Here is a 23,269-nt window from a genome sequence, read left to right on the forward strand (position 1 = left end):
GAGAGTTGATAATGAAAGCAGCATTGATTGATACGTTTGGCACCGCCGATGTGCTGACGATTGGCGAACGTCAATTACGCGCCGCCAGTCCGGATGAGGTGACGGTGCAGGTTGAAGCGGCGAGCGTTAACCCGCTGGATGTGAAAATCATCTCAGGGCACATGCAGCAGGTTTTCCCGGTGGATCTGCCTTACGTGCCGGGCATGGATTTCTGCGGCGTGATTACGGCAGCTGGCGAGCGCGTGAGCCATTTAAAACCGGGCGATCGCGTGTTCGGGCGCACGCCACCGGGTGCAGGCGGGGCTTTTGCCCAAAGCCTGGTAATCGCCGCCGATGACGTATGCCTTGTCCCGGCAGCGATGAGCGCCGAACAGGCCGCGGCGCTGCCTACCGCGTTTGGCTCCGCGCAGCAGGCATTGTTCGATGTGGGCCAGCTGCAGCGCGGCGAGCGCGTGCTGATTCACGCCGCAGCGGGTGGCGTCGGCAGCATGGCGGTTCAGCTGGCGCATCAGGCGGGCGCTTATGTCATCGCCACGGCGTCGGCGAAAAACCACGCGCTGGTGACCAGTCTGGGTGCCGATGAGGTGATTGACTACCGCACGCAGGACTTTGCAGCAACGCGCGATATCGACCTGGTGATAGACAGCGTCGGCGGCGAAACGCTGAGCCGCTCCTGGTCCGTGCTGCGCGCCGGCGGGCGCATTGCCACGCTGGTGGAGTTCGGCATCACGCCTGCCAGCGGCCATCACGGCGAGTTTGTCTTCTTCGCCAGCGCGACGCCGTATCTTGCCCGGGCGAGCGGCCTGTTCCAGGCCGGGCAGTTACAGGTCATCACCGACGCTATCTTTTCGCTGGATGATGCGCGCTCCGCGCTGGAGAAGGTGGCGACCGGCCATGCACGCGGCAAAGTGATTATCCGCGCCAACCCTTAACGCCTGGCGTCATGTCGCAGTAAAAATGCGCCCGCTACCCCGCGGGCGTTTGTTTACCGGTTTGTCGCAGGGGATAAGGATATGTTAATAATCTGGCGTTAACGGCAGAGGCTTCAGGAGGAAACGTGCTGTTTAATTTCAGAGCCGCGGGCAAGCGCGCACCACCTGGCAAACGCTCGCTGACATCCATCATCATTCTCTATCTTGCGATGCTGTGCGGTACGGCTTTTCTCGCGTTTCTGCCGCTGATCTGCGCGATGGGCGCGGGATATGTCGCCAGTCTGGCAGGCTGCCAGCTGGACGAAGGCAACGTGCATCCCTGTTACATCCTGGGAGAAGATCGCGGCCAGTTGCTGTATGAATCAGGCGTCATGGGCTGGTTCCTGCTCGGCACCATTCCCCTGGGTGGGATACTGTTGTTACTCGCGACGCTCACCTTCATCGTTCAGCTGGTGGGCTATTATCGGCAAACACGCGCTGAGGCTAATCGGTAATTTGCGTCAGCTCTGTTCCGCACAAATCTCCAGGCAAAAACCGAGAAATGCCTCCACCGCCGCCGGGGCCAGACGGCGCGAAGGCCGGGTGATAAACAGCGGATAGGTTTCGTCAGGCCAGTCGGGGAAAAGTTCGACCAGTTCACCGCTGGCGATCAGATGTTGCACGCTCAGCGCCAGCACCTGGGCTACGCCGGCACCGCCGACGCACGCCTGTACCATTAAATCCGGATCGGTGGTGGTCAGATGGCCGTGGGTGGCGACCGTCAGCCGCTGCGTGCCACGATGAAACTCCCAGCTAAAGGGCTTATTGCTGCGCGGATCGATGTATTGCAGACAATTGTGCTCAGTCAGCTGCTGCGGCTGCGTCGGGCGACCACAGCGTGCCAGATAGTCCGGGGCGGCCACCGTCAGGACGCGCGTTTGTAACAGCAGGCGTGAGGTCATGGTGGACGGCGGCTGTGGCCCGAAACGCACCGCCACATCAATACCTTCTGCCACCAGATCGCCCACATCGGGCTGCTGCAAAATCGTCAGTTCCAGATGCGGATAACGGGCACGCAGCAGCGGCAGCTTTGCCGCCAGCACATAGCGGGAAAACAGCGGATTCAGGCTCACGCGCAGCGTACCGCGCACCGTCACGGCGGCGCCGGAGACGTAGTTTGCTGCTTCTTCAATCCCTTCCAGATGCGGCGCCGCCCGCTCATACAGGCTGGCACCTTCGCTGGTGAGATGCAGGGTGCGGGTGGTGCGATCCAGCAGGCGCACGCCGAGACGCTGTTCCAGTCGTGAAATCGCCCGGCTGACGCCCGAGGCGGACAACCCCAGCACCTCACCGGCGCGGCTGAAGCTGCCGGCTTCAACCACGGCTGCCAGCACGCTCATGCCGGATAATAGTCGGCCATCAAAACTCATCCTGTTCTCCATCTTTGATTTTTAGCAAAGATCATTTGCCTGAGCCTACCTTTATCAAAAATGCGCTGCAACTTATTGTGTGCCCCGAAACGCGACCGGCACTGACCGCCGGATTCCTGATCCCTTTTGAGGAGAATGTTATGACTGTACGGCGCACCCTTTTTAAAGGCGGCACTATCCTGACGCTGGACGCCAGCGTGCCCGACCTCGTCTGTGGCGATGTGCTGATTGAGGACGATCGTATTGCCGCCGTGGGGGAAAACCTTTCCGCCGACGATGCGCAGGTGATTGATGCCTGCGGCCATATCGTGATGCCGGGCCTGGTGGATGCGCATCACCATATGTGGCTCGGCGCGATGCGCCGCCTGATGCCCAACGTTGACGACCTGTTTGCCTATATCGATGTGGTGGCAGAAACGCTCGGCGCGCATTACCGTCCGCTGGATATGTACCTCAGCACCCGGCTGACGGCGCTGGCATGCCTGGATGCCGGCATCACCACGGTGATTGATGCCTGCCACAGTTCACGCAGTCCGGCGCATACCGATGCGGCGCTCGACGCGCTGCAGGAGAGCGGGATTCGTGCGCTGCACATGGTTGGCGCAGCAATGGATAAGCAGGCTTCCAGCGATCATCTGCCGGGCGATCTGGCCCGTCTCGCCAGCCGCTGGAACCACGCCGGCAGTCGCGTGCAGGTTGGCCTGTTTGGTCAGCTCAATCTGGCGTGGTGGCGCGTGGCGCGCGAGCTGGATATGCGCATTCTCACCGAGTTTATTGGTGACCTGGCGCAGCTGCCGGCGGAGTTTGCCGAACCCGGCTTGCTGGGTCCGCACAACATTTTCAATCACTGTACGCGCGTACCGGCGCACACCTGGCAGCAGCTGGCGGACGCGGGCGTCAACATTACCGTGAATCCGCGTTCGGATGCGCTGTTTGGTTTCGACGACGACAGCTTTGCCTGGCAGCAGGCGGTCGATCGCGGAATGACGCCGGCGCTCGGTATCGATCTCGATACCGCCTTCGGCAGCGATCTGTTCGGTGAAATGCAGGCGCTGTTTAACCAGCAGCGCTCAGCGATGCGCTATCGCCGCTTCCGGGGCGAAAGCGACGTACCGGCACCGATTAGCGTGAAAGCCGTACTGCAGTCGGCAACGATTAACGGCGCGCGTGCGGCCGGGCTGGAGCAGCAAACGGGCACGCTGACGCCAGGTAAACAGGCCGACGTTATTATGCTGCGCACCGATGGTATCGGCGTTTTCCCGCTGACCAGCGTGACGGCAACGGTGGTGCAGGCGGTGCAACGCGCCGATGTTGATACCGTGATGGTGGCGGGTGAACTGCGTAAACGTCATGGTCAGTTGCTCAACGTCGATGTGGCACAGCTGAACGCGGAAGTCACCGCTTCGCGCGACTATCTGCTGAATGCCAGCGGCTATCACCATTCTTTGTTTGCCTGATTTTCCGCAGCGCGGCGGCCTGCCGCGCTGTCTGTTCATTTATGGAGGCTGTTATGTCTGCATTAAGCGCGCAGGCTGAAGCTGCGCATTTGTCGCGACCAGCGACCGGCGTGATTGCCGCGCTGTTTTGCGGTTATCTGGCGGTCGGCTTGCCGCTGCCGGTAATCCCGCTGTTTATCCATCAGCATCTCGGTTTCAGCAACCTGTGGGTCGGGCTGGTGATCGGGATACAGTTTGTTGCCACCGTGCTGACGCGCGGTTACGCCGGTCAACTGACCGATCGCGTTGGCGGTAAGCGCTCGGCGCTGCAGGGCGCGGCGGTGTGTGCGCTGGCTGGCGTGCTCTACTGGCTGGCCGCGCTGCCGGGCTTTTCACCGGCGGTCAGTCTGGCGCTGGTGATTGCCGGACGGCTGGCGGCGGGTATGGGCGAAAGCCAGTTCGTCACCGGCTGCGTGGCCTGGTCAATCGCCTCGGTCGGGCCACAGCGTGCCGGTCTGTCGATGTCCTGGACCGGTATCGCCATGTTTGCCGCGCTGTCGCTCGGTGCCCCTGCCGGTATGATGCTGTATCAGCACGTCGGCTTAGCGGCGGCGATGCTGGCCTGCATCGCGGCTCCGCTGCTGGCGGCGCTCATCGCCACGGCTGCCAGCGGTTATCGCGCGGTCGGAGGGGCTCGTTTGCCGTTCTATCGGGTGATTGGCCGCATCTGGCGTGAAGGCTGTGGCCTGATGCTGCAGGGCGTCGGACTGGCCGGCCTGACGGCCTTCGCCTCGCTCTACTTCGCCGCGCGCCACTGGCAGCTGGCCGGCTGGGTGATGACCGCGTTTGGCATTGGTTTTATCGCCGTGCGCCTGGTGCTGGGACATCTGCCGGATCGCATTGGTGGCTACCGCGTGGCGGCTTATTCACTGCTGGTGGAGGCGCTGGGGCAGATGCTGCTGTGGTTTGCGCCTGACGAAACGCTGGCACTCACCGGCGCGCTGATTACCGGTCTTGGCTGTGCGCTGATCTTTCCCGCCCTCGGCGTGGAAGCGCTGAAGCGCGTGCCGCCGGCCAGTCGCGGCAGCGCCATGGGCGCGTTCGTTGCTTTTCTCGACATCGCTTATGGTATTTCCGGACCGATTGCCGGTGCCATCGCCAGCCACTTCAGCTATGCCGCTGTCTATCTGTTTGGTGCGGCCTGTGCGCTGCTCGGTGCGCTGCTGGCGCTGACATCGCGCGCCGCTTCACTTCACGCTTAAGGAGTTTTCCATGTTACGTATTTTTATTTCCGGTTCATCCACCGGCCTCGGACTGATGGCGGCTGAACTGCTGGTTGAGCAGGGCCATCAGGTGGTGCTGCACGGACGCAACGCCGCGCGTGCCCGCGCCGCGCAGGAGGCGCTACCGCAGGCTGAAGCCGTGGTCAGCGGCGACGTGATAACCATCGCCGGCGCCCGCAGTGTGGCGCAGCAGGTTAATGCGCTCGGCAGATTTGATGCGGTGATCCATAACGTGGCGGTTGGCTATCGCGAGCCTTATCAGTTAACCGCAGATGGCCTGCCGCATCTGTTCGCCATCAACACGCTGGCACCCTATATTCTTACGGCGCTGATTGAACGGCCGCAGCGGCTGATTTACCTCAGCTCCGGCATGCATCATCATGCCGAAGCTAACCTGGATGATATTTTGTGGCAGCGGCGGCGCTGGCACGCTTCGCAGGCTTATGCTGAGAGTAAACTGCATGATGCCATACTGGCGTTTGCCATCGCCCGGCGCTGGCCGCAGGTATACAGCAATGCGCTGGAGCCAGGCTGGGTGCCGACCAAAATGGGCGGTGCCGGGGCACCCGACGATCTTGATCAGGCGCATCGTACCCAGGTGTGGTTAGCCACCGCCGATGAGGCGCGGGTCAGCGGGGAGTATTTTTATCACCGTCAGGCGCTGGCGGCTAATCCGCAGGCGCGCAATCCACGGCTGCAGCAGCAGTTGCTGGCGATATGCGCCGATATCAGCGGTATCGCCCTGCCTGACTAAGGAAAAATCAGCTGACCGGGCACCGCAACGCATTTTTTGTCCACCGCATAGTTGGTGAATACAGACGCTGCCGTTTCGGCGCATCATGGCGGGAGCGTTTTTCACCACCGGGATGTCCATGCATGTTGCCTGTTAAAGCTGTTTTACTCTCTTTTCTCTGTGTGGTGTTACTGTCGCTGGCGGCCAGCCTGGCGCAGGCGACGCGCAGCGGTGAGTTCACCACCGAACGCGGTGGCTGGGCGACGGCGCGGCGTGATTCGGCCGGGCTGGCACCGGATCCGCAGCGCTTCGCCAGTGAGGCGATTGTGCAGGTGTATGCCGCGCCGACCTACGGCTGGAAAGGCGCGGTGGCCGTGCATCCGTGGATTATCTTTAAGCGCGCCGGAGAAACCCGCTACAACCGTTATGAGGTGATCAGCTGGGGCAGCGGCGATAAAGTGCGGCGCAACAGCAATCTGCCGGACGGCTACTGGTACGGTGCGCGTCCGCGTTTGCTGGTGTCACATCGCGGTACGGCTGCGCAGGCGATGATCCCGCAGATTGAAGCGGCGATTCAATCCTATCCGTGGCCCAACACCTATCATGCGTGGCCGGGCCCCAACAGCAACACCTTCCTCGCTCACATTGGCCGTGAAGTGCCGGCGCTGAAGCTCGATTTGCCCGCCAATGCTATCGGTAAGGATTTCCGTTCGCTGCTGCATCCGCTTGGTCTGCCGCCATCCGGGCGCGGCGTGCAGCTGTCGCTGCTCGGCGTGCTGGGCGTGACGCTGGGAGCGGAAGAGGGCGTGGAGGTGAATCTGCTGGGACTGAATCTGGGGCTGGATTTCACCCCGCTGCGTCTGCGGCTGCCGTTTATCGGCGGGGTGGGGCAGGATAATTTACAGAAGGATAAGCCCTGAGACAGCGCCGCGCCGCGACAGCATCTGCTCGCGGGCGGCGCGGGCTCGCAGCCGTTAACAGACGCCGAAATCCCCGTCTTCATGATAGAGATTGACGCTGTCGGCCTTCACCTCGATCTCTTTTTTGATCGGATCGTCAACGCGGGCGCACCACAGCGTATCGCCCGCAACGCGCAGCACCTGCATTTTTGGCCCACCGGTTTTCGCCTGCACAAAATCATCCACGTTAAACATCACTGCTCTCCAGCTGATTAGGGATCAACGCTGATTGTAGCTGCGCTTTAGTGGCCGTGCAGCAGAAACAGCGTGGCCAGACCGAGGAAGATAAAGAAGCCGCCGGTATCGGTGATGGCGGTGATCAGCACGCTGGAGCCGACCGCCGGGTCGCGTTTGAGTTTGGTCATAATCAGCGGAATCAGCACGCCCATCAGCGCCGCCAGCAGCAGATTCAGTACCATCGCCAGCATCATCACGCCGCCCAGTTGCAGGTTGTCGTACATCAGCCAGGTCACGCCGCCCATGATGCCGCCCCAGAACAGGCCGTTAAGCAGCGCCACGCCCAGTTCGCGCGCAATCAGAAACGAAAAGTTGCCGGGTTCAACCTGATGCAGCGCCAGCGCGCGCACGATCATGGTGATGGTCTGATTGCCGGTGTTACCGCCAATGCCGGCGACAATCGGCATCAGCGTGGCCAGCGCCACCAGCTGCGAAATGGTGTCCTCAAATAGGCCAATGACGCGCGAGGCGATAAACGCCGTACACAGGTTGACGGCCAGCCAGGTCCAGCGCTTTCTCACCGCTTTGCGCACCGGTGCAAACACGTCCTCGCCCTGGCTGATGCCGCCCATCTTACGGATGTTGCTTTCGTTCTCTTCGTTCACCAGGTCAATCACATCTTCCACGGTGATACGGCCAATCAGCTTGCCTTTGGCATCGGTCACCGCAGCAGAGATCAGGTTATAGCGTTCGAAGGCGCTGGCGGCCTCTTCCGCTTTGTCATCCAGCTGGAAAGTGGTGGGGCGCGCGTTCATCACCTCAGCCACCAGCGTTTTAGGCTTGTTGAGCAGGATATCGGTCAGCGCCAGTTCACCCAGCAGCTGATTGTGTTCGTCGGTGATGAAGATTTTATCGGTGCCGTCCGGCATGCTTTTGCGCTTGCGCAGAAAGCGTTGCACCGTCGCCAGCGTCACGTCTGAGCGCACGGTCAGGATATTGAAGTCCATCACCTGGCCGACGCGATCGCGATCCAGCTCAATCACGTCCAGCAGCCGGGCGCGCAGGCTGGGATCGAGCGTGGTGAGCAGGCGGCCGGTGAGATCGCGCGGCAGATAACGCGCCAGATAGACCTGATCGTCAATATCCAGCGGCTCGATGGCGCGCAGGATTTCGCGGTCGGTCATCTCTTCCGTCAGGCTGGCCCATACGGTTTCGGAGGCCTCCACCAGCACGCGACCGCGCTGCTCGTAGGGCACCAGCCGCCACAGTGCCAGACGCTCCTCTTCCGGCAGCGCTTCGAGAATGTCCGCGAGGTCGGCGGCGTGCAGCTGCGGCAGTTCATGCTCCAGCTGCTGACGCCAGCCGGTGATTTTGCGCAGTTCGGCGGCATTGAGGTCGACGGATTTATCCAGCAGCACATCGACTAAATCGTGCTCGCTGAGCAGAAGGTGCAGAATTCGCTGGCGGGTTTCTGATAGTTGTTGTGCGTGCGAAGCAGACATAACGCGTCCTTTGTGTCTGTAAAGTCAGGTCAAAGTGTAGCGCGTTGCGGGTAAAGTGGACGTAACAAGCAGCATTGCCGCGGCGGACAATGTGATGGCAGAGCGACGATGACCCGCAAATTCCTTAGCGCGTCTCGCTGGTGCTCAGTGTGACCGGTTCAGGTGCGGCTTTCTTTTGCTGATGATGCTCGATGGCACCGGGAATAATGAAAATCAGACGGCCAACCAAAATAAAGAAACTGATCAGCAAAACGATGCGGGTCATGGTACCGGTTTTGGGACGTCTTCGTGCAGAGATGGCGTTATTCACGCGGGGTGGTTCCTGTCAAAGCCCGGCTGGGCGGTGGCAACATTTAGTCACAACCCGACCGGGAGGTCAACCGCTGCGTGAAAAATGAGCAGAAAAGGTTAAGATTGCCTTGATCGATATCAGCCGGCGGGCGAAGCGTGCGTCATCGACTCTGCAGGGGCGTCATTGATGGCGACCGAAAGCCGCATACTTTCACCAACCGCACTAATCCGTTGTAGGGTCGCCATTGATGGCGACCGGACCATCTTGTTGCCAGACATCAGTAGCTGGCTTTCTGCGCCAGCAGGGTAGCGAAGCGATACTTAATGCGCTGACCGTGTTCATCGCGGCGATGCAGTTCACCGACCTCTTCGTTGTACTTCACGATGTGCCAGTTACGGTAATAATGGCTCAGCTCGCCCGATTTAAAGGTAAACGGGAAGTTTTGCGTGTTGGGATAATCGTCGGTGCTCATCGCCGCCACAATCAGGTTGTAACCGTACTTGCGCGTGCTGGCCTGCATATCGGCGATCAGCTGCGGAATGGTCGCCGGCTGCAGGAACATCATCACCACGGTGGAAAACACAAACTGATAATCACCGTTGAAACGCACCTGATTCAGGTCGCACTGTTCGGTATGTATCTGCTGTAGCTGCTCTTCCGCGATGATGCTGTTAAGGCGCTCCAGGCTCTGCGGATTGTTGTCCCAGGCGGTCACCGTAAAACCGTGCTGATTAAGCAGCAGGCTGTTGCGGCCCTGGCCGCAGCCGAGGTCCAGCGCGTTACCCACTGCCAGTTTTGGCAGCGCGGCCAGCACTTCGGAGTGGGGCGGCGTCAGGCCGTATTTCTCCGCAAAATAGTTATCGGGGCGTGTTGTCATAGTGCTATTGCGGGCCTGAAGCCCGCGTTACTCCTCTTCCAGCATCAGTTTCCAGCCGGTGACGTCATTCCAGTAAGCCTGCTCCCGCTCCAGATCCAGCTGAACCAGCGTGTTCTGGCTGAGGAAACCGGCCGGGAAGGTCAGCGTCCAGTGACCATCGTCGGTGCTCAGCTTCAGCGTGTCGGGGCGCGTGGTGGCCTGACGCTGATTGTTCAGCAGGGTGCCGAGCCGCAGCAGGAAGATCATCGGCAGGAACTGTTTCTTTTTAAACAAGGTGAAACGCGGCATCTCATCCTGCTTCACCGCTTTACGGTGGAAGCGTACCAGCGTGGCCAGCAGCATCTGTTGATCCTGATTAAAGCCCGGCATATTGGAGTTCTGCAGGATGTAGGCCGAATGACGCTGCATACCGCTGTGGTTGATGGTCAGCCCGACTTCGTGCAGCAGCGCTGCCCACTTCATCAGCGCCGTCAGCTGGGGATTGGCCAGCTTCGGGTTCTGCTCCAGCCACTGGCTGTACAGCTGTTCGGTGGTTTCCAGCACGCGGCGTGCCTGGTCGCTGTCGATGGCGTAATGATTTGCCAGGCTCTGCGCGGTACGGCTGCGGATATCCTGATGGCGGAAGCGGCCCTCCATCTCATACAGCACGCCTTCACGCAGCGCGCCATCTGACAGGCGCAGCTCGCGAATGGCCAGCGCGTCAAACACGCCACACAGAATCGCCAGCCCCGGCACAAACACCGCCTTGCGCTCATCCGACAGGCCCGGCAGGCTCAGGGCAGCAAAGGATTTGTGCTTCAGCACTTCGCTCACCAGCATGTCGAGGTTTTCCGGCGTCACGCGCTTCTCTTTCTCGCCCATCGCCAGCAGCACTTCGCAGGCCGCTTTGATACTGCCGGACGCGCCCAGCGCATACTGCCAGCCCTGCAGACGGTACTGCCACGCCAGCGTTTCCAGCTTTTGCGCGGCGGCCAGCCGGGCGCGGCGGAAATTCTCCTGGCTGATCTCGCCTTTCGGGAAGTAGAGGTTGGCGAAGCTGACGCAGCCCATGCGGCGACTTTCCACCAGCTGCGGCTCAAAATCTTCGCCGATCACCAGCTCGGTTGAACCGCCGCCGATATCAATCACCAGCTTGCGGCCTTTCTCCGGCTGCGTGTGCTCAACGCCCATAAAGATCAGGCGCGCCTCTTCATTGCCGGAGATCACCTCGATCGGATACGGGATGACTTCCGCGGCGCGCTGCAGAAACTCTTCCGCGTTGGACGCGATGCGCAGCGTGTGCGTACCGACGATGGTGACGTTGGCGGCACTGAACCCCTGCAGGCGCTCGGCAAATAGCGCCAGGCAGCTCAGCCCGCGCTCCATCGCCTCTTCGCTCAGGCGATTTTGCGCATCCAGCCCGTCGGCGAGGTGCACGCGCTGTTTCAGGCGTCCCAGCACCTGCATGGCGCCATCCACCACACGGGCAATCACCATGTGGAAGCTGTTCGAGCCGAGATCGATGGCGGCAAATTCCTGCGGTTTCGGCGTACTTTTATGGGAGATTGGCATAGGCGTTATTCGGGTTGTTCCAGTTTCTTGATGTAATCGTAAATCGCCAGCTGCGAGCGCACCTTCTTGCGATTGCCGCGCGGAACATAACGGTTACTCAATTCTTTGTCTACGATGCGGGCTTTTACCGTATCACTTAACAGAATGGCAATGATATCCAGTATGCGCTGTTTCAGGCGCGGATCGAGCACCGACACCGCCACTTCGATACGATAATCGATGTTGCGCGTCATCCAGTCCGCCGACGACAGGAATACTTTTTTATCGCCGCCGCTTTCAAAAATATAGACGCGGTCGTGCTCAAGGTAGCGGTCAACGATACTGGTGATGCGAATATTTTCACTGATGCCCGGCAAATCGGGGATCAGCGAGCACATGCCGCGCACCAGCAGGTTGATCTTCACGCCGGCCGATGAGGCGGCATACAGCCGATCCACCAGACCATTGTCCACCAGGTTATTGATTTTCAGCGTAATGCCGGAAGGATTGCCCTGCTGCGCGTTGGCAATCTCGTTATCAATCAGCTGATACAGCATGGCGCGCGAGTTTTGCGGCGACACCATCAGGTGTTCGAACGTTACCGGGCGATACGGGTTTTCGATAAAGTTAAATACGCGCCGGACTTCGTTGGTGATGCGCGCATCGGCGGTCAGCAGCGAATAGTCAGTGTAAATACGCGCGGTTTTTTCGTTGAAGTTGCCGGTGCCGATGTGGGCGTAACGCACCACTTCCTCACCCTCGCGGCGGGAGATCAGGAACAGCTTGGCGTGAATCTTCAGGCCGGGCGCTGAGAAGATCACATGCACGCCCGCTTCGGTCAGCCGCTTCGCCCAGCGAATGTTGGCTTCTTCATCAAAGCGCGCCTGCAGCTCGACCACCACCGTGACCTTTTTACCGTTGTAGGCGGCGTGGATCATCGCATCCATAATGCGCGAATTCTTGGCCACGCGGTAAATGTTGATCTTGATGGCCAGCACGTTCGGGTCAAACGACGCCTGACGCAGCAGCTCCAGCACGTGCTCAAAGGTGTGGTACGGATAGTAAAGCAGCACATCGCGGTTGCGGATGGCATCAAAGCCGTTGCGGAAGCCATCAAAACCGATATGACGAATCTGCGGCAGCGGACGATTTTCCAGATTGGCTTTGCCCACGTTCGGGAAGCCGATGAAATCTTTGAAGTTATGATAACGGCCGCCCGGCACAATCGAGTCGTAGCTGGAGATCGATAGCTTATGGCGCAGCATTTCCACCATCGCATCGGGCATATCGCGCTGATAGACAAAGCGCACCGGTTCGGCGGTCAGGCGCTGTTTCAGGCTGGAGGACATCAGTTCCAGCAGGCTGGATTCCATCTCCGTGACCAGGTCGTACTCGGCGTCGCGCGTCATTTTCATTGAATAGGCGTTCAGCGCGTCGTAATCAAAGAAGCCTTTGAAAATCTCATCAAGGCAGTAGCGCAGAATGTTATCCAGCAGAATCATGGGTTTGCGACGGCGCGGCGATTCTGCCGGCAGATTCACAAAGCGCGGCACTTTATCGGACGGGATCTCCAGCAGGGCGTAACGGATTTCTTCGCCGCGGATAATCTCTACCGCCAGATAGGTGTAATCGTCTTTCAGGAACTCAATCAGGTCGGTGTCGTGGTTGATCAGAATTGGCGTGACGTGCTGGCGCAGCTGATGCTTAAAGTAGTAGCGTAGCCACTCCTGCTGATTGGGTGACAGCTGGCGCTCGTTGATCAGGAAAATCTGGTTGCGCGCCATTTCCAGCAGCAGATCGTTATACAGCGCATCGAACTCCTGATCCGATTTCTGTACCCGCAGCTGAATCTTTTTCAGCAAATGGCGCAGGGTGGTGGGCGTCCCCTGTTCTTCGCCAATCAGAATGCGGCGCTTGAGATCGGCAAAGCGCACTTTGTAAAACTCTTCCAGGTTATTGGAATAGATGCCGAGAAAACGCATGCGCTCAATGAGCGGATTGCTTTTATCAGCGGCTTCCTGCAGCACGCGTTCGTTAAAGGTTAACCAGCTTAGTTCTTTTTCTATATACAGCTTTTCCTGACCCATTCTGACTCCGTGATGCTGTTGCTGGACGGAATGTCCGGCGGAATTAACGCATAATTGCGGTTCCGCTCAGTGTCCTCCACCATTATGGCGAGAGTATGGCAGCCTTGTCCAACCTCAACAGTTGTCTTATCAATCAGCTACGGGCAACATAGCGGCATAACTTCAAGGGTAACTCTGGCCTGCATGAGCATAAATCGTATTCCTGTCCACTTTAGTGACCGTCGTCGACGCGCCATCGATCAGTTCGTGCGCCGCATCGTCACGGCCTGCGGTGTGGGAATTTTACTGCTGATGCTGCTGCTGTTCTTCTGGCTGATCTGGGTGGTGATGCCGCTGTTCAGCGCGCCGGGCATGCAGCCGACGCTCAGCCAGCAGCTGTGGGACAAAGCCCCGGCGCTGGCGCTGGGCAGCGAAGGCCAGCTCGGCTGGCGCATCAGCCGCAACGAAGCGCGCTTTATTCCGCTCGACGGCCAGCCAGCGGGCGACGCGCTGGCGCTGAACGGCCAGCCGCAGGCGGCGGTGACCAGCAGTGACGGCAGCAGCGTATTGCTCAATATGCAGGGCGATCTGTTGCTGATGCAACCGCTCATCCACGGCCAGCACGGTGAATGGTATTTCCCGCTGGGCGATCGGCCGCTGCATCTGCCGCAGGGCGCGGTCAGCCAGATGGCGCTGACAGTGCCGGGCGATCACCAGTGGCGCATCGCCGCACAAACGCCGGCCGGTATCAGCCTGCTGACCTTTGCCGGCCAGAAACGCGTCGACCTGATTGTATTGCCCGGTGAGCAGGCCGACCTGATGCGGTTGTCGCCGGACGGCACGCTGCTGTACACCAGTGCCGGACGGCTGTTGCGGGTGTGGCAGATTACGCCGCAGGGCGCGCAGCTGCGGGAAACCCAGACGCTGACTCAGCAACCGCGCAGCCTGCAACTGCTGGCGGGCGGGCGCAGCTTACTGATTCAGGATGCGCGTGGCATTCAGCAATGGTTTGCCATCACCGGTGACCACGGGCCACGGCTGCAGCAGATTCACACCTTCACGCACAGCGCGGGTGTGCTCGGCATCGTGCCTGAGGCGCAGCGGCGCGTTTTTGCCAGCTTTGACGCGCAGGGCGTGGTGCGCCTGTTCGCCAGCAAGCAGGCAGGCCCGATTGTCACGCGCCAGCTGGCCGCGGGCATCAGCGCGCTGGCGTTGTCTCCGCGCGGCGATAGCCTGATCGTCGAGCGTGCCGGACAGTGGCAGCAGTTCGCGCTGGATAATCCGTGGCCCGATTTCAGCTGGCGCAATCTGTGGCAGAAAATCTGGTATGAAAACTATCCGCAGCCGGACTGGGTATGGCAGTCCACCGCCGCTGGCGACAGCTATCAGGCCAAATTCAGCCTGATGCCGCTGGTGATCGGCACGCTGAAAGCGGCGTCGCTGGCGCTGCTGTTTGCCACGCCGCTGGCGCTGGCGGCGGCGATGTATACCGCATGGTTTATGTCGCCGGGCCTGCGCCGCTGGGTCAAGCCGGGCATTGAAATGATGGGCGCGCTGCCGAGCGTGGTGATTGGCCTGATCGCTGGCGTGTGGCTGGCGCCGCACATCAGCTTCGCCCTGCCTGGCGTGATGCTGCTGCCGCTGGTGCTGGCCGCCACGCTGCTGGTGTGCGGCGTGCTCAGTCCGCGTTTGCCGGCGCGCTGGCGGCGGCCCGGGTTTGAAGTGCTGCTGCTGATGCCGCTGCTGTTACTGGTGACGTTACTGACGCTATGGCTGCCGACACTGTGGTGGCCGCAGATGGGCGAACAGCTGGCGCACTATGAGCAGCGTAACCTGCTGGTGGCGGCGCTGGCGATGGGCTTTGCGCTGGTGCCGCTGATCTTTACCCTGGCGGAAGATGCGCTGTTCAGCGTGCCGGTGGCGCTGGGGCAGGGCTCGCTGGCGCTGGGTGCGACACCGTGGCAAACCCTGACGCGCGTGGTGCTGCCGGGCGCGTCGGCAGGCATTTTTGCCGCGCTGATGATCGGCTTTGGTCGTGCGGTGGGCGAAACCATGATTGTGCTGATGGCCACCGGCAACACGCCGGTGAGCGAAGGCGGACTGTTTGCCGGGCTGCGCGCGCTGTCGGCCAATATCGCCATTGAAATGCCGGAAGCTGCGGCGGGCAGCGCCCATTATCGCATCCTGTTTCTCAGTGCGTTGCTGCTGCTGATATTCACGCTGGCGATCAACACCGTGGCGGAACTGATTCGTCAGCGGCTGCGCCAGCGCTACAGTCAGCATGAGGGGCAGGCATGAGCGCGCTGCGTCAAAACGATCGCTGGCGCTGGCTGACTGCCGGTGCGGTCGCCGTCTGCCTGCTGGCATTTACCTTATTAATCGGCCTGCTGGGCTGGCAGGGCGTCAGGGCGTTCTGGCCGCAGCCGGTCGATCAGTATCAGTTCCAGCCGCCGCAGGGGGCACCGCTGATGGTGCTGGGTGAAACGCTGGATCGCCAGCAGCAGGGCGATCGCTGGCGCTACGTAGTGAAAACCGGCAACCGCGATTTTGCCGCGCCGGATTTCCGCGTCATCGTCAGTCAGGGCGAAGCGCAAACCCGACGCCCGGCAGAGGCGCTGGTGCTACAGCGACGCAGTGGCGGCAATGCCTACGGCTGGCTGGTGGAGCTGCGTGAAGACAACGAGGTGCTGACCGCGCGCGACCGCGATGCACTGCTGCAGCAGCGGCTGAAGCAGGTGCATGAGCAGCTGCGCCAGGCGAGCAACATCCGGCGTATTGAAATGGCGCGCCTTAACGCGCAGCTGGAGAGTCTGCAACAGCAGGCTGACGAGCAGCGGCGCGGTGGTCACTTCAGCCTGCAGGATCAGTCAGAACTGGATGCCAACAGCGCGGCGCTGCATAAACGCTTCGGCGCGCTGGCGCAGCAGCTGGCGCATCTGCAGCATGAAAGCCAGCGCGATACGCTGGTGCTGCGCGACGTGCAGGGCGACGATCATCTGATTCCGCTGGCGCAGGTGGTGGCCGCCTGGTATCCAAACAGCCTGAGCCTCGGGCAGAAAATCGGGCATTTCCTCAGTCAGATCTGGCAGTTTGTCAGTGACTCGCCCACCTCGGGCGGCAGTGAAAATGGCGCGCTGCCGGCGATTTTCGGCACTGTTTTGATGGTGCTGCTGATGTCGGTGATTGTCATGCCGCTGGGCGTGGTGGCCGCCGTCTGGCTGCACGAATACGCCGGGCGCAACGCGCTCACCCGGCTGGTGCGCATTGCGGTGGTGAATCTGGCTGGCGTGCCGTCGATTGTGTATGGCGTGTTTGGCCTCGGCTTTTTTGTCTGGCTGATTGGCGGTACCCTCGATCAGCTGTTCTTCTCCCGCTCGCTGCCCAATCCTACCTTCGGCACGCCTGGCCTGCTGTGGGCGGCGCTGACGCTGGCGCTGCTGACGCTGCCGGTAGTGATCGTCGCCACCGAAGAGGGGCTGTCGCGTATTCCGGACAATCTGCGTCAGGGCTCGCTGGCGCTGGGCGCAACCCAGGCGGAAACGCTGTGGCGCGTGGTGCTGCCGCTGGCGGTACCGGCGATGCTCACCGGCCTGATTCTGGCGGTGGCGCGCGCCGCCGGCGAAACCGCACCGCTGATGCTGGTGGGCGTGGTCAAAATGGTGCCAGAGCTGCCGGTCGATGCGGTGTTTCCTTACCTGCATCTTGACCGTAAATTTATGCATCTCGGTTTTCAGATTTACGATCTGGCCTTCCAGAGCCCGAACATCGACGCCGATCGACCGCTGGTGTATGCCACGGCACTGCTGCTGGTGGCGATCATTCTGTCGCTTAACCTGCTGGCGATGGTGCTGCGCCATCGGCTGCGCGAGCGCTACCGGCTTATGACGCACTAATAAGGTTTACACATGACGCCCGATTACGCTATTGCGCTCACCGTTAACCAGCTGTCGCTGTGGTACGGCGAACGCCAGGCGCTGAATAACATTGATTTGCAGATCCCAAAGCATCGCATCACGGCGCTGATTGGGCCTTCCGGCTGCGGTAAATCGACGCTGCTGCGCTGCTTCAATCGCATGAACGACGTCATTGATGGCTGCCGCATCGAAGGCGAGATTCTGCTCGATAGCCACGCGGTGATGCAGGCGAACCAGGATCTGCCGGCGCTGCGGCGGCGCATCGGCATGGTGTTCCAGCGCCCGAATCCGTTCCCCAAGTCGATCTATGAGAATGTGGTTTACGGTCTGCGTTTGCAGGGCGTGCGCGATCGTCGCGTGCTGAATGAGGCCTGTGAGCGTGCGCTGCGGGCGGCGGCGCTGTGGGGCGAAGTGAAAGATCAGCTGGGGCAGAATGCGCTGACGCTGTCGAGCGGTCAGCAGCAGCGTCTGGTGATTGCGCGCGCCATCGCCATCGAGCCGGAAGTGCTGCTGCTGGATGAACCCACCTCGGCGCTGGATCCGATCTCGACGCTGGTAATTGAAGAGTTGATGACCACGCTGAAGCAGCATTTCACGCTGGTGCTGGTGACGCACAACATGCAGCAGGCAGCGCGTGTATCCGATTACACCGCGTTTATGCATAACGGGCAGCTGGTGGAGTTTGATGAAACCGACCGGATTTTCACCGCACCGCAGGCGCGGCGCACCGAGGATTATATTACCGGCCGGTTTGGATAGAGAGGGACGTTGTTCACGTGGTCGCCGTGAATGGCGATCTCACGAGATGCCCCGTAGGGTGCGCATTCATGCGCACCTGGTCAATCAATCGTGCGCATAACCTTCCGGCGGCAGCGGTTCGCCATCTAACCACGCTTTGCCCGCGCGCATCTGCAAGCGACCTTCGACAAACCAGCTGATCACTAGCGGGTAAATCGCGTGCTCCTGATGCTGCACGCGGGCGCTGATCTCAGCTTCGTCATCGTCAGCAAATACCGGCACGCGCGCCTGCAGAATGATCGGTCCACCGTCCAGCTCATCAGTCACAAAATGCACCGACGTACCGTGTTCCGCGTCTCCGTTCGCCAGCGCCTGGCGATGCGTATGCAAACCGGGATATTTCGGCAGCAGCGACGGATGAATATTCAGCAGACGATCGTGATAGTGCGCGACAAACGCCGGGCTCAGAATGCGCATATAACCGGCCAGCACCACCAGATCCGGTGCATAAGCGTCGATCTGCTGCATCAGCTGGCGGTCAAAGGCGTCGCGATCGGGGAAATCCTGCGCGGACAGCGCGTGAGCAGGCACGCTGGCCTGCTGCGCACGCGTCAGACCATAGGCCGAGGCTTTATTACTGAAAACGGCAGCCACGCTGCCGTTGATACGCCCGCTCTCGCAGGCGTCGAGGATGGACTGAAGATTGCTGCCGTTGCCGGAGATCAGTACAACCAGTTTCTTCATGGGTTAATAACCACACGCTCTTCGGCATCTGACGCCTTAATCACGCCAATTTTCCACGCCTGCTCGCCAGCCGCGGTCATCAGCTGTACCGCTTTGTCGGCGTCGGCCGGGCTCAGCGCAATCACCATGCCCACGCCGCAGTTAAAGGTGCGGTACATCTCGTGACGGCTGACGTTACCGGCCTGCTGCAGCCAGCTGAATACCGCCGGCCACTGCCAGCTTTTCTCGTCAATCACCGCCTGGGTGTTATCCGGCAGTACGCGCGGAATGTTTTCCCAGAAGCCGCCGCCGGTCAGGTGAGCAATGGCATGCACGTCCACCTGCTCAATCAGGCTAAGGATATTTTTCACGTAGATGCGGGTCGGCGCCAGCAGGTGATCGGCCAGCGGTTTGCCTTCCAGCTGTTTAGTGGTGGGATCGGTCTGGCTGACTTCAAGAATTTTACGCACCAGCGAGTAGCCGTTAGAGTGCGGACCGCTGGAACCCAGCGCGATCAGCACGTCGCCATCCTGCACTTTGCTGCCGTCGATGATCTCAGACTTTTCCACCACGCCGACGCAGAAACCGGCCACGTCGTAATCTTCGCCGTGATACATGCCCGGCATCTCAGCGGTTTCACCGCCCACCAGCGCACAGCCCGACTGCAGACAGCCTTCAGCGATACCGGTGATCACCGCGGAGGCGGTATCCACATCCAGCTTGCCGGTGGCGTAATAGTCGAGGAAGAACAGCGGCTCAGCGCCCTGTACCACCAGATCGTTCACGCACATCGCGACCAGATCGATGCCGATGCTGTCGTGGCGTTTGAGATCCATCGCCAGACGCAGCTTGGTGCCGACGCCATCAGTTCCGGAGACCAGCACCGGCTCGCGGTATTTCTGCGGCAGCGCACACAGCGCGCCAAAGCCACCCAGTCCACCCATCACTTCCGGGCGGCGGGTTTTCTTTACTACGCCTTTAATACGGTCAACCAGATCGTTACCAGCATCAATATCAACACCGGCGTCTTTGTAGCTGAGAGAGGTTTTGTCGGTCACTGCGGAATCCCCACGCGATTGCGGTTGGTGGCAAAAATTAAGCGCGGCAATTCTACCAGCGCAGGCAAACGTTTGCGAGTCCCATCTCAGGGCACCTTTGCAGCGTGCTGATTTTTCGCTAATCCTTATTCTCAGGCGATTTGTGCACGTTACCTGACCAATCACCGGTGGCGCGGCGGTAAAAAGGCGGTATAATCCGGCGATTTTTTTTTAGCTCAACTCAATTCCGGGAGAATAATCATGAAGATCGTGGAAGTCAGACACCCGCTGGTCAAACATAAACTGGGCCTGATGCGTGAGCATGATATCAGCACCAAGCGCTTCCGCGAGCTGGCCTCGGAAGTGGGCAGCTTACTGACCTATGAAGCCACCGCCGATCTCGAAACCGAGCGCGTGACCATTGAAGGCTGGAACGGTCCGGTCGACGTCGATCAAATCAAAGGCAAAAAAATTACCGTCGTCCCGATTCTGCGTGCTGGCCTTGGCATGATGGAAGGTGTGCTGGAACACGTACCGAGCGCGCGCATCAGCGTGGTGGGCGTTTACCGTGACGAAGAGACGCTGGAGCCGGTGCCTTACTTCCAGAAGCTGGTGTCAAACATCGAAGAGCGTATGGCGCTGGTGGTTGACCCGATGCTGGCGACCGGCGGCTCGATGATCGCCACCATCGATCTGCTGAAGAAAGCCGGCTGCAACAGCATTAAAGTGCTGGTGCTGGTGGCCGCGCCGGAAGGCATTGCCGCGCTGGAGAAAGCGCATCCGGACGTTGAGCTGTACACCGCGTCGATCGATCAGGGCCTGAACGAGAAGGGGTACATTATCCCGGGCCTCGGCGACGCCGGCGACAAGATTTTCGGAACCAAATAAATAAACCAGCCGGCCAGAGAGTCGGCTTTTTTTTGGCAAAAATACCGTTCAGTCAGACACCGTATCGACAGGATGCACATTTTGTAGCGGCGCGATTTATCGCGCTGATGCCGGGCAAGCTATGGCGCCCGTCCGGACAAGGCGCAATGAATTGCGCCACTACGATAAGGTGCGGTGTTGACGAACGAGCATAAAAATAAACGTATAGGGGATAAATGATGACTCGCAGAGCCATAGGCGTTAGCGAACGCCCACCGCTTCTTCAAACCATTCCGCTCAGCCTGCAGCACCTGTTCGCCATGTTCGGCGCCACCGTGCTGGTGCCGATTCTGTTCCACATCAACCCGGCGACCGTGCTGCTGTTCAACGGTGTCGGCACGCTGCTGTATCTGTTTATCTGTAAAGGCAAAATCCCGGCCTATCTTGGCTCCAGCTTTGCCTTTATCTCGCCGGTGTTGCTGCTGCTGCCGCTCGGTTATGAAGTGGCGCTCGGCGGCTTTATCCTGTGCGGCGCGCTGTTCTGCATTGTGGCGCTGATTGTAAAGAAGGCCGGCACCGGCTGGCTCGATGTCATGTTTCCACCGGCGGCGATGGGGGCCATCGTGGCGGTTATTGGTCTCGAACTGGCTGGCGTAGCGGCGAATATGGCCGGGCTGCTGCCCGCTGACGGCACCACAGCGGACAGTAAAACCATCATTATTTCGCTGGTGACGCTGGCGGTGACGGTGTTTGGCTCGGTGCTGTTCCGTGGCTTCTTTGCCATTATCCCGATCCTGATTGGCGTGCTGGTCGGCTACGCGCTGTCGTCGGCCATGGGTATCGTTGACTGGAGCGCGGTGGAAAACGCGCCGTGGTTTGCGCTGCCGACCTTCTACACGCCGCGCTTTGAGTGGGCCGCGATGCTGACCATCCTGCCCGCAGCGCTGGTGGTGATTGCCGAGCACGTGGGCCATTTAGTAGTCACCGCCAACATCGTGAAGAAGGATCTGATTCGCGATCCCGGCCTGCATCGCTCGATGTTCGCCAACGGCCTTTCGACCATGATCTCCGGCTTCTTTGGTTCCACGCCGAATACCACCTACGGTGAAAACATTGGCGTCATGGCTATCACCCGCGTTTACAGCACCTGGGTGATCGGCGGCGCGGCAATCTTCGCTATTCTGCTCTCCTGCGTCGGTAAACTGGCGGCTGCGATTCAGGCGATCCCGGTACCGGTGATGGGCGGGGTGTCGCTGCTGCTGTATGGCGTGATTGGCGCTTCCGGTATTCGCGTGCTGATTGAATCCAAAGTTGACTACAACAAAGCGCAGAATCTGATCCTCACCTCGGTGATCCTGATCATTGGCGTCAGCGGCGCGAAGGTGCACGTGGGCGCCGCCGAGCTGAAGGGCATGGCGCTGGCCACCATCGTCGGCGTTGGCCTGGCGCTGATTTTCCGCGTAATCAGTCTGTTACGTCCGGAAGAGGTGGTGCTGGACGCGGAAGAAAAACGCGAGCTTTAAAGGATCCTGCGGGCAGGGAAGCCCGGTTCATCTCTGCGGAGGATCGTGATAAACTTGCCCGGTTTTCTGCCCGCTCATCCGTTGAGGTACTTCTGAACACGCCGGCACAGCTTTCACTGCCACTCTATCTACCCGATGATGAAACCTTTGCCAGTTTCTGGCCGGGGGAAAATCCGTCACTGCTGGCGGCGCTGCAGGGCGCGCTGGCACAACAGCACGGCAGCTATCTCTACTTCTGGTCGCGCGAAGGCGGTGGCCGCAGCCATTTGCTGCACGCAGCCTGCGCCGAAATGTCCGCGCGCGGCGAAGCGGTGGGTTATGTGCCGCTCGATAAGCGCACCTGGTTCGTGCCGGAAGTGCTTGAAGGCATGGAGAATCTGGCGCTGGTGTGCATTGATAATATTGAGTGCATTGCCGGCGAAGCCGAGTGGGAGATGGCGATCTTTGATCTCTACAACCGCATTCTGGAAACCGGCAAAACTCGCTTGCTGATCACCGGCGATCGTCCCCCGCGTCAGCTCAATCTGGGCCTGCCGGATCTGGCGTCACGTCTCGACTGGGGACAAATTTACCGCTTACAGCCGCTGTCCGACGAGGACAAACTGCAGGCGATGCAGCTGCGTGCCGGCCTGCGCGGCTTTGAGTTGCCGGAAGACGTTGGGCGTTTCCTGCTGAAACGCCTCGACCGCGAAATGCGCACGCTGTTTGACACGCTTGATCGTCTCGATCGCGCCTCGATCAGCGCACAGCGCAAGCTGACCATTCCCTTCGTGAAAGAGGCGCTGGGGCTTTAGAGTATCTCCAGCACCGCTTCCGGCGGACGACCAATGCGGGCGCGGTCGCCCTGAATCACAATCGGCCGCTCGATCAGTTTTGGATGCTCCACCATCGCCTGTAACAGCTGTTGTTCGCTGAGATCGTTACTGGCCAACCCCAGCGTTTTATAGATTTCCTCGCCACGACGCATCAGCTCGCGCGCGCTGTGCATGCCCAGCTGTTGCAGCAGCGTTTTCAGCGTGTCGATGTCCGGCGGCGTGTCGAGATACAGCACCACCTGCGGTTCAATGCCCTGTTGCTGCAGTAGCGCGAGGGTTTCGCGGCTCTTGCTGCAGCGCGGATTGTGATAAATACGGACCATGTTTTTTATCCTGGGTAATCCATTGTTGCCAGGTGCGCATGAATGCGCACCCTACGAATAACTGCTGGTGCGCATCAATATGCACCCTACGAATAACCATTGGTGCGCACCGAAATCCTGCCGGCCATCCACC

22 protein-coding genes are annotated in these 23,269 nt (G+C 60.2%); 12 read left to right on the forward strand and 10 right to left on the reverse strand.

The annotated features are described in order from the left end of the window. Window positions 1–11: 11 nt before the first annotated feature. Window positions 12–932, forward strand: coding sequence for an NADP-dependent oxidoreductase (locus AC6I8F_RS05470; protein ID WP_127834435.1), 921 nt, complete (start codon window positions 12–14; stop codon window positions 930–932). A gap of 125 nt (window positions 933–1,057) precedes the next feature. Continuing rightward, on the forward strand, window positions 1,058–1,426 hold the full coding sequence (locus AC6I8F_RS05475; RefSeq protein ID WP_498028600.1) for a hypothetical protein: 369 nt from the start codon (window positions 1,058–1,060) through the stop codon (window positions 1,424–1,426). A gap of 6 nt (window positions 1,427–1,432) precedes the next feature. Here AC6I8F_RS05475 and AC6I8F_RS05480 read toward each other — a convergent pair whose 3' ends face one another. Then, entirely contained in the window at window positions 1,433–2,341 is a 909-nt protein-coding gene (locus AC6I8F_RS05480; protein ID WP_136546898.1) for a LysR family transcriptional regulator, read from the reverse strand. Between the two features lie 140 nt (window positions 2,342–2,481). Here AC6I8F_RS05480 and AC6I8F_RS05485 point away from each other — a divergent pair, with 140 nt between their 5' ends. From AC6I8F_RS05485 to AC6I8F_RS05500, 4 genes are all read left to right on the forward strand, one after another. Beyond that, window positions 2,482–3,798, forward strand: coding sequence for an amidohydrolase family protein (locus AC6I8F_RS05485; protein ID WP_498028601.1), 1,317 nt, complete (start codon window positions 2,482–2,484; stop codon window positions 3,796–3,798). A gap of 53 nt (window positions 3,799–3,851) precedes the next feature. After that, entirely contained in the window at window positions 3,852–5,039 is a 1,188-nt protein-coding gene (locus AC6I8F_RS05490; RefSeq protein ID WP_072209712.1) for an arabinose transporter, read from the forward strand. A gap of 10 nt (window positions 5,040–5,049) precedes the next feature. Beyond that, the gene (locus tag AC6I8F_RS05495) at window positions 5,050–5,814 is read left to right on the forward strand and encodes an SDR family oxidoreductase (protein WP_498028602.1); all 765 of its coding nucleotides are present in this window, start codon (window positions 5,050–5,052) and stop codon (window positions 5,812–5,814) included. 122 nt (window positions 5,815–5,936) lie between these two features. Next, complete coding sequence (locus tag AC6I8F_RS05500) at window positions 5,937–6,713, forward strand: DUF3750 domain-containing protein (RefSeq protein ID WP_104188660.1); 777 nt, start codon at window positions 5,937–5,939, stop codon at window positions 6,711–6,713. A 54-nt stretch (window positions 6,714–6,767) separates the two neighbouring features. Here AC6I8F_RS05500 and AC6I8F_RS05505 read toward each other — a convergent pair whose 3' ends face one another. The 6 genes from AC6I8F_RS05505 to ppk1 all read right to left on the reverse strand — a co-directional run bounded on the left by AC6I8F_RS05505 (window position 6,768) and on the right by ppk1 (window position 13,217). Next, entirely contained in the window at window positions 6,768–6,947 is a 180-nt protein-coding gene (locus AC6I8F_RS05505; protein WP_010617609.1) for a GDFGVC terminal motif YodC-like protein, read from the reverse strand. Between the two features lie 47 nt (window positions 6,948–6,994). Beyond that, the gene (gene mgtE, locus AC6I8F_RS05510; protein ID WP_021506579.1) at window positions 6,995–8,431 is read right to left on the reverse strand and encodes a magnesium transporter; all 1,437 of its coding nucleotides are present in this window, start codon (window positions 8,429–8,431) and stop codon (window positions 6,995–6,997) included. A gap of 124 nt (window positions 8,432–8,555) precedes the next feature. Further along, complete coding sequence (locus AC6I8F_RS05515; RefSeq protein ID WP_021506580.1) at window positions 8,556–8,741, reverse strand: YfgG family protein; 186 nt, start codon at window positions 8,739–8,741, stop codon at window positions 8,556–8,558. Between the two features lie 259 nt (window positions 8,742–9,000). Further along, entirely contained in the window at window positions 9,001–9,600 is a 600-nt protein-coding gene (tehB, locus tag AC6I8F_RS05520; RefSeq protein WP_021506581.1) for a tellurite resistance methyltransferase TehB, read from the reverse strand. 27 nt (window positions 9,601–9,627) lie between these two features. Then, window positions 9,628–11,151: an exopolyphosphatase gene (ppx, locus tag AC6I8F_RS05525; protein ID WP_021506582.1), complete on the reverse strand. Its 1,524-nt coding sequence runs from the start codon at window positions 11,149–11,151 to the stop codon at window positions 9,628–9,630. A gap of 5 nt (window positions 11,152–11,156) precedes the next feature. Then, window positions 11,157–13,217, reverse strand: coding sequence for a polyphosphate kinase 1 (gene ppk1, locus AC6I8F_RS05530; protein ID WP_021506583.1), 2,061 nt, complete (start codon window positions 13,215–13,217; stop codon window positions 11,157–11,159). Between the two features lie 183 nt (window positions 13,218–13,400). On the opposite strand from ppk1, the gene AC6I8F_RS05535 reads away from it, so the two are divergent. From AC6I8F_RS05535 to pstB, 3 genes are read left to right on the forward strand one after another with little or no spacing between them, the layout of a single operon-like run. Beyond that, the gene (locus AC6I8F_RS05535; protein ID WP_262257413.1) at window positions 13,401–15,494 is read left to right on the forward strand and encodes an ABC transporter permease subunit; all 2,094 of its coding nucleotides are present in this window, start codon (window positions 13,401–13,403) and stop codon (window positions 15,492–15,494) included. Next, window positions 15,491–17,089, forward strand: coding sequence for a phosphate ABC transporter permease PstA (gene pstA, locus AC6I8F_RS05540; RefSeq protein WP_059011377.1), 1,599 nt, complete (start codon window positions 15,491–15,493; stop codon window positions 17,087–17,089). Before AC6I8F_RS05535 ends, pstA begins: the two co-directional genes overlap by 4 nt. A 12-nt stretch (window positions 17,090–17,101) precedes the next feature. Continuing rightward, on the forward strand, window positions 17,102–17,869 hold the full coding sequence (gene pstB / locus AC6I8F_RS05545; RefSeq protein WP_021506586.1) for a phosphate ABC transporter ATP-binding protein PstB: 768 nt from the start codon (window positions 17,102–17,104) through the stop codon (window positions 17,867–17,869). Between the two features lie 84 nt (window positions 17,870–17,953). On the opposite strand, the gene purN is transcribed toward pstB, so the two are convergent. Beyond that, the gene (purN, locus tag AC6I8F_RS05550; protein WP_104094091.1) at window positions 17,954–18,592 is read right to left on the reverse strand and encodes a phosphoribosylglycinamide formyltransferase; all 639 of its coding nucleotides are present in this window, start codon (window positions 18,590–18,592) and stop codon (window positions 17,954–17,956) included. Next, entirely contained in the window at window positions 18,589–19,629 is a 1,041-nt protein-coding gene (gene purM, locus AC6I8F_RS05555; RefSeq protein WP_104094092.1) for a phosphoribosylformylglycinamidine cyclo-ligase, read from the reverse strand. The genes purN and purM overlap by 4 nt, the downstream gene beginning before the upstream one ends. Window positions 19,630–19,869: 240 nt before the next feature. On the opposite strand from purM, the gene upp reads away from it, so the two are divergent. The 3 genes from upp to hda all read left to right on the forward strand — a co-directional run bounded on the left by upp (window position 19,870) and on the right by hda (window position 22,792). Continuing rightward, window positions 19,870–20,496 carry a uracil phosphoribosyltransferase gene (gene upp, locus AC6I8F_RS05560; RefSeq protein ID WP_010617600.1) on the forward strand — a complete coding sequence of 209 codons (627 nt, stop codon included), beginning with the start codon at window positions 19,870–19,872 and terminating at the stop codon, window positions 20,494–20,496. A 218-nt stretch (window positions 20,497–20,714) separates the two neighbouring features. Then, window positions 20,715–21,998, forward strand: coding sequence for a uracil permease (uraA, locus tag AC6I8F_RS05565; RefSeq protein ID WP_031279414.1), 1,284 nt, complete (start codon window positions 20,715–20,717; stop codon window positions 21,996–21,998). A gap of 92 nt (window positions 21,999–22,090) precedes the next feature. After that, window positions 22,091–22,792: a DnaA inactivator Hda gene (gene hda, locus AC6I8F_RS05570; protein ID WP_031279417.1), complete on the forward strand. Its 702-nt coding sequence runs from the start codon at window positions 22,091–22,093 to the stop codon at window positions 22,790–22,792. Here the strand turns inward: hda and arsC are convergent. Next, the gene (gene arsC, locus AC6I8F_RS05575; protein ID WP_127834429.1) at window positions 22,789–23,136 is read right to left on the reverse strand and encodes an arsenate reductase (glutaredoxin); all 348 of its coding nucleotides are present in this window, start codon (window positions 23,134–23,136) and stop codon (window positions 22,789–22,791) included. The two genes, hda and arsC, sit on opposite strands and share 4 nt — an antisense overlap. Window positions 23,137–23,269: the final 133 nt, after the last annotated feature.

This window comes from gamma proteobacterium symbiont of Axiagastus rosmarus, assembly GCF_059730925.1.

Coding starts and splice junctions, on each gene's coding strand:
- AC6I8F_RS05470 (WP_127834435.1), top strand. CDS start 12: ATGAAAGCAGCATTGATTGATACGTTTGGCACCGCCGATGTGCTGACG.
- AC6I8F_RS05480 (WP_136546898.1), bottom strand. CDS start 2,341: ATGAGTTTTGATGGCCGACTATTATCCGGCATGAGCGTGCTGGCAGCC.
- AC6I8F_RS05485 (WP_498028601.1), top strand. CDS start 2,482: ATGACTGTACGGCGCACCCTTTTTAAAGGCGGCACTATCCTGACGCTG.
- AC6I8F_RS05490 (WP_072209712.1), top strand. CDS start 3,852: ATGTCTGCATTAAGCGCGCAGGCTGAAGCTGCGCATTTGTCGCGACCA.
- AC6I8F_RS05495 (WP_498028602.1), top strand. CDS start 5,050: ATGTTACGTATTTTTATTTCCGGTTCATCCACCGGCCTCGGACTGATG.
- AC6I8F_RS05500 (WP_104188660.1), top strand. CDS start 5,937: ATGTTGCCTGTTAAAGCTGTTTTACTCTCTTTTCTCTGTGTGGTGTTA.
- AC6I8F_RS05505 (WP_010617609.1), bottom strand. CDS start 6,947: ATGTTTAACGTGGATGATTTTGTGCAGGCGAAAACCGGTGGGCCAAAA.
- mgtE (WP_021506579.1), bottom strand. CDS start 8,431: ATGTCTGCTTCGCACGCACAACAACTATCAGAAACCCGCCAGCGAATT.
- tehB (WP_021506581.1), bottom strand. CDS start 9,600: ATGACAACACGCCCCGATAACTATTTTGCGGAGAAATACGGCCTGACG.
- ppx (WP_021506582.1), bottom strand. CDS start 11,151: ATGCCAATCTCCCATAAAAGTACGCCGAAACCGCAGGAATTTGCCGCC.
- ppk1 (WP_021506583.1), bottom strand. CDS start 13,217: ATGGGTCAGGAAAAGCTGTATATAGAAAAAGAACTAAGCTGGTTAACC.
- AC6I8F_RS05535 (WP_262257413.1), top strand. CDS start 13,401: ATGAGCATAAATCGTATTCCTGTCCACTTTAGTGACCGTCGTCGACGC.
- pstA (WP_059011377.1), top strand. CDS start 15,491: ATGAGCGCGCTGCGTCAAAACGATCGCTGGCGCTGGCTGACTGCCGGT.
- pstB (WP_021506586.1), top strand. CDS start 17,102: ATGACGCCCGATTACGCTATTGCGCTCACCGTTAACCAGCTGTCGCTG.
- purN (WP_104094091.1), bottom strand. CDS start 18,592: ATGAAGAAACTGGTTGTACTGATCTCCGGCAACGGCAGCAATCTTCAG.
- upp (WP_010617600.1), top strand. CDS start 19,870: ATGAAGATCGTGGAAGTCAGACACCCGCTGGTCAAACATAAACTGGGC.
- uraA (WP_031279414.1), top strand. CDS start 20,715: ATGACTCGCAGAGCCATAGGCGTTAGCGAACGCCCACCGCTTCTTCAA.
- arsC (WP_127834429.1), bottom strand. CDS start 23,136: ATGGTCCGTATTTATCACAATCCGCGCTGCAGCAAGAGCCGCGAAACC.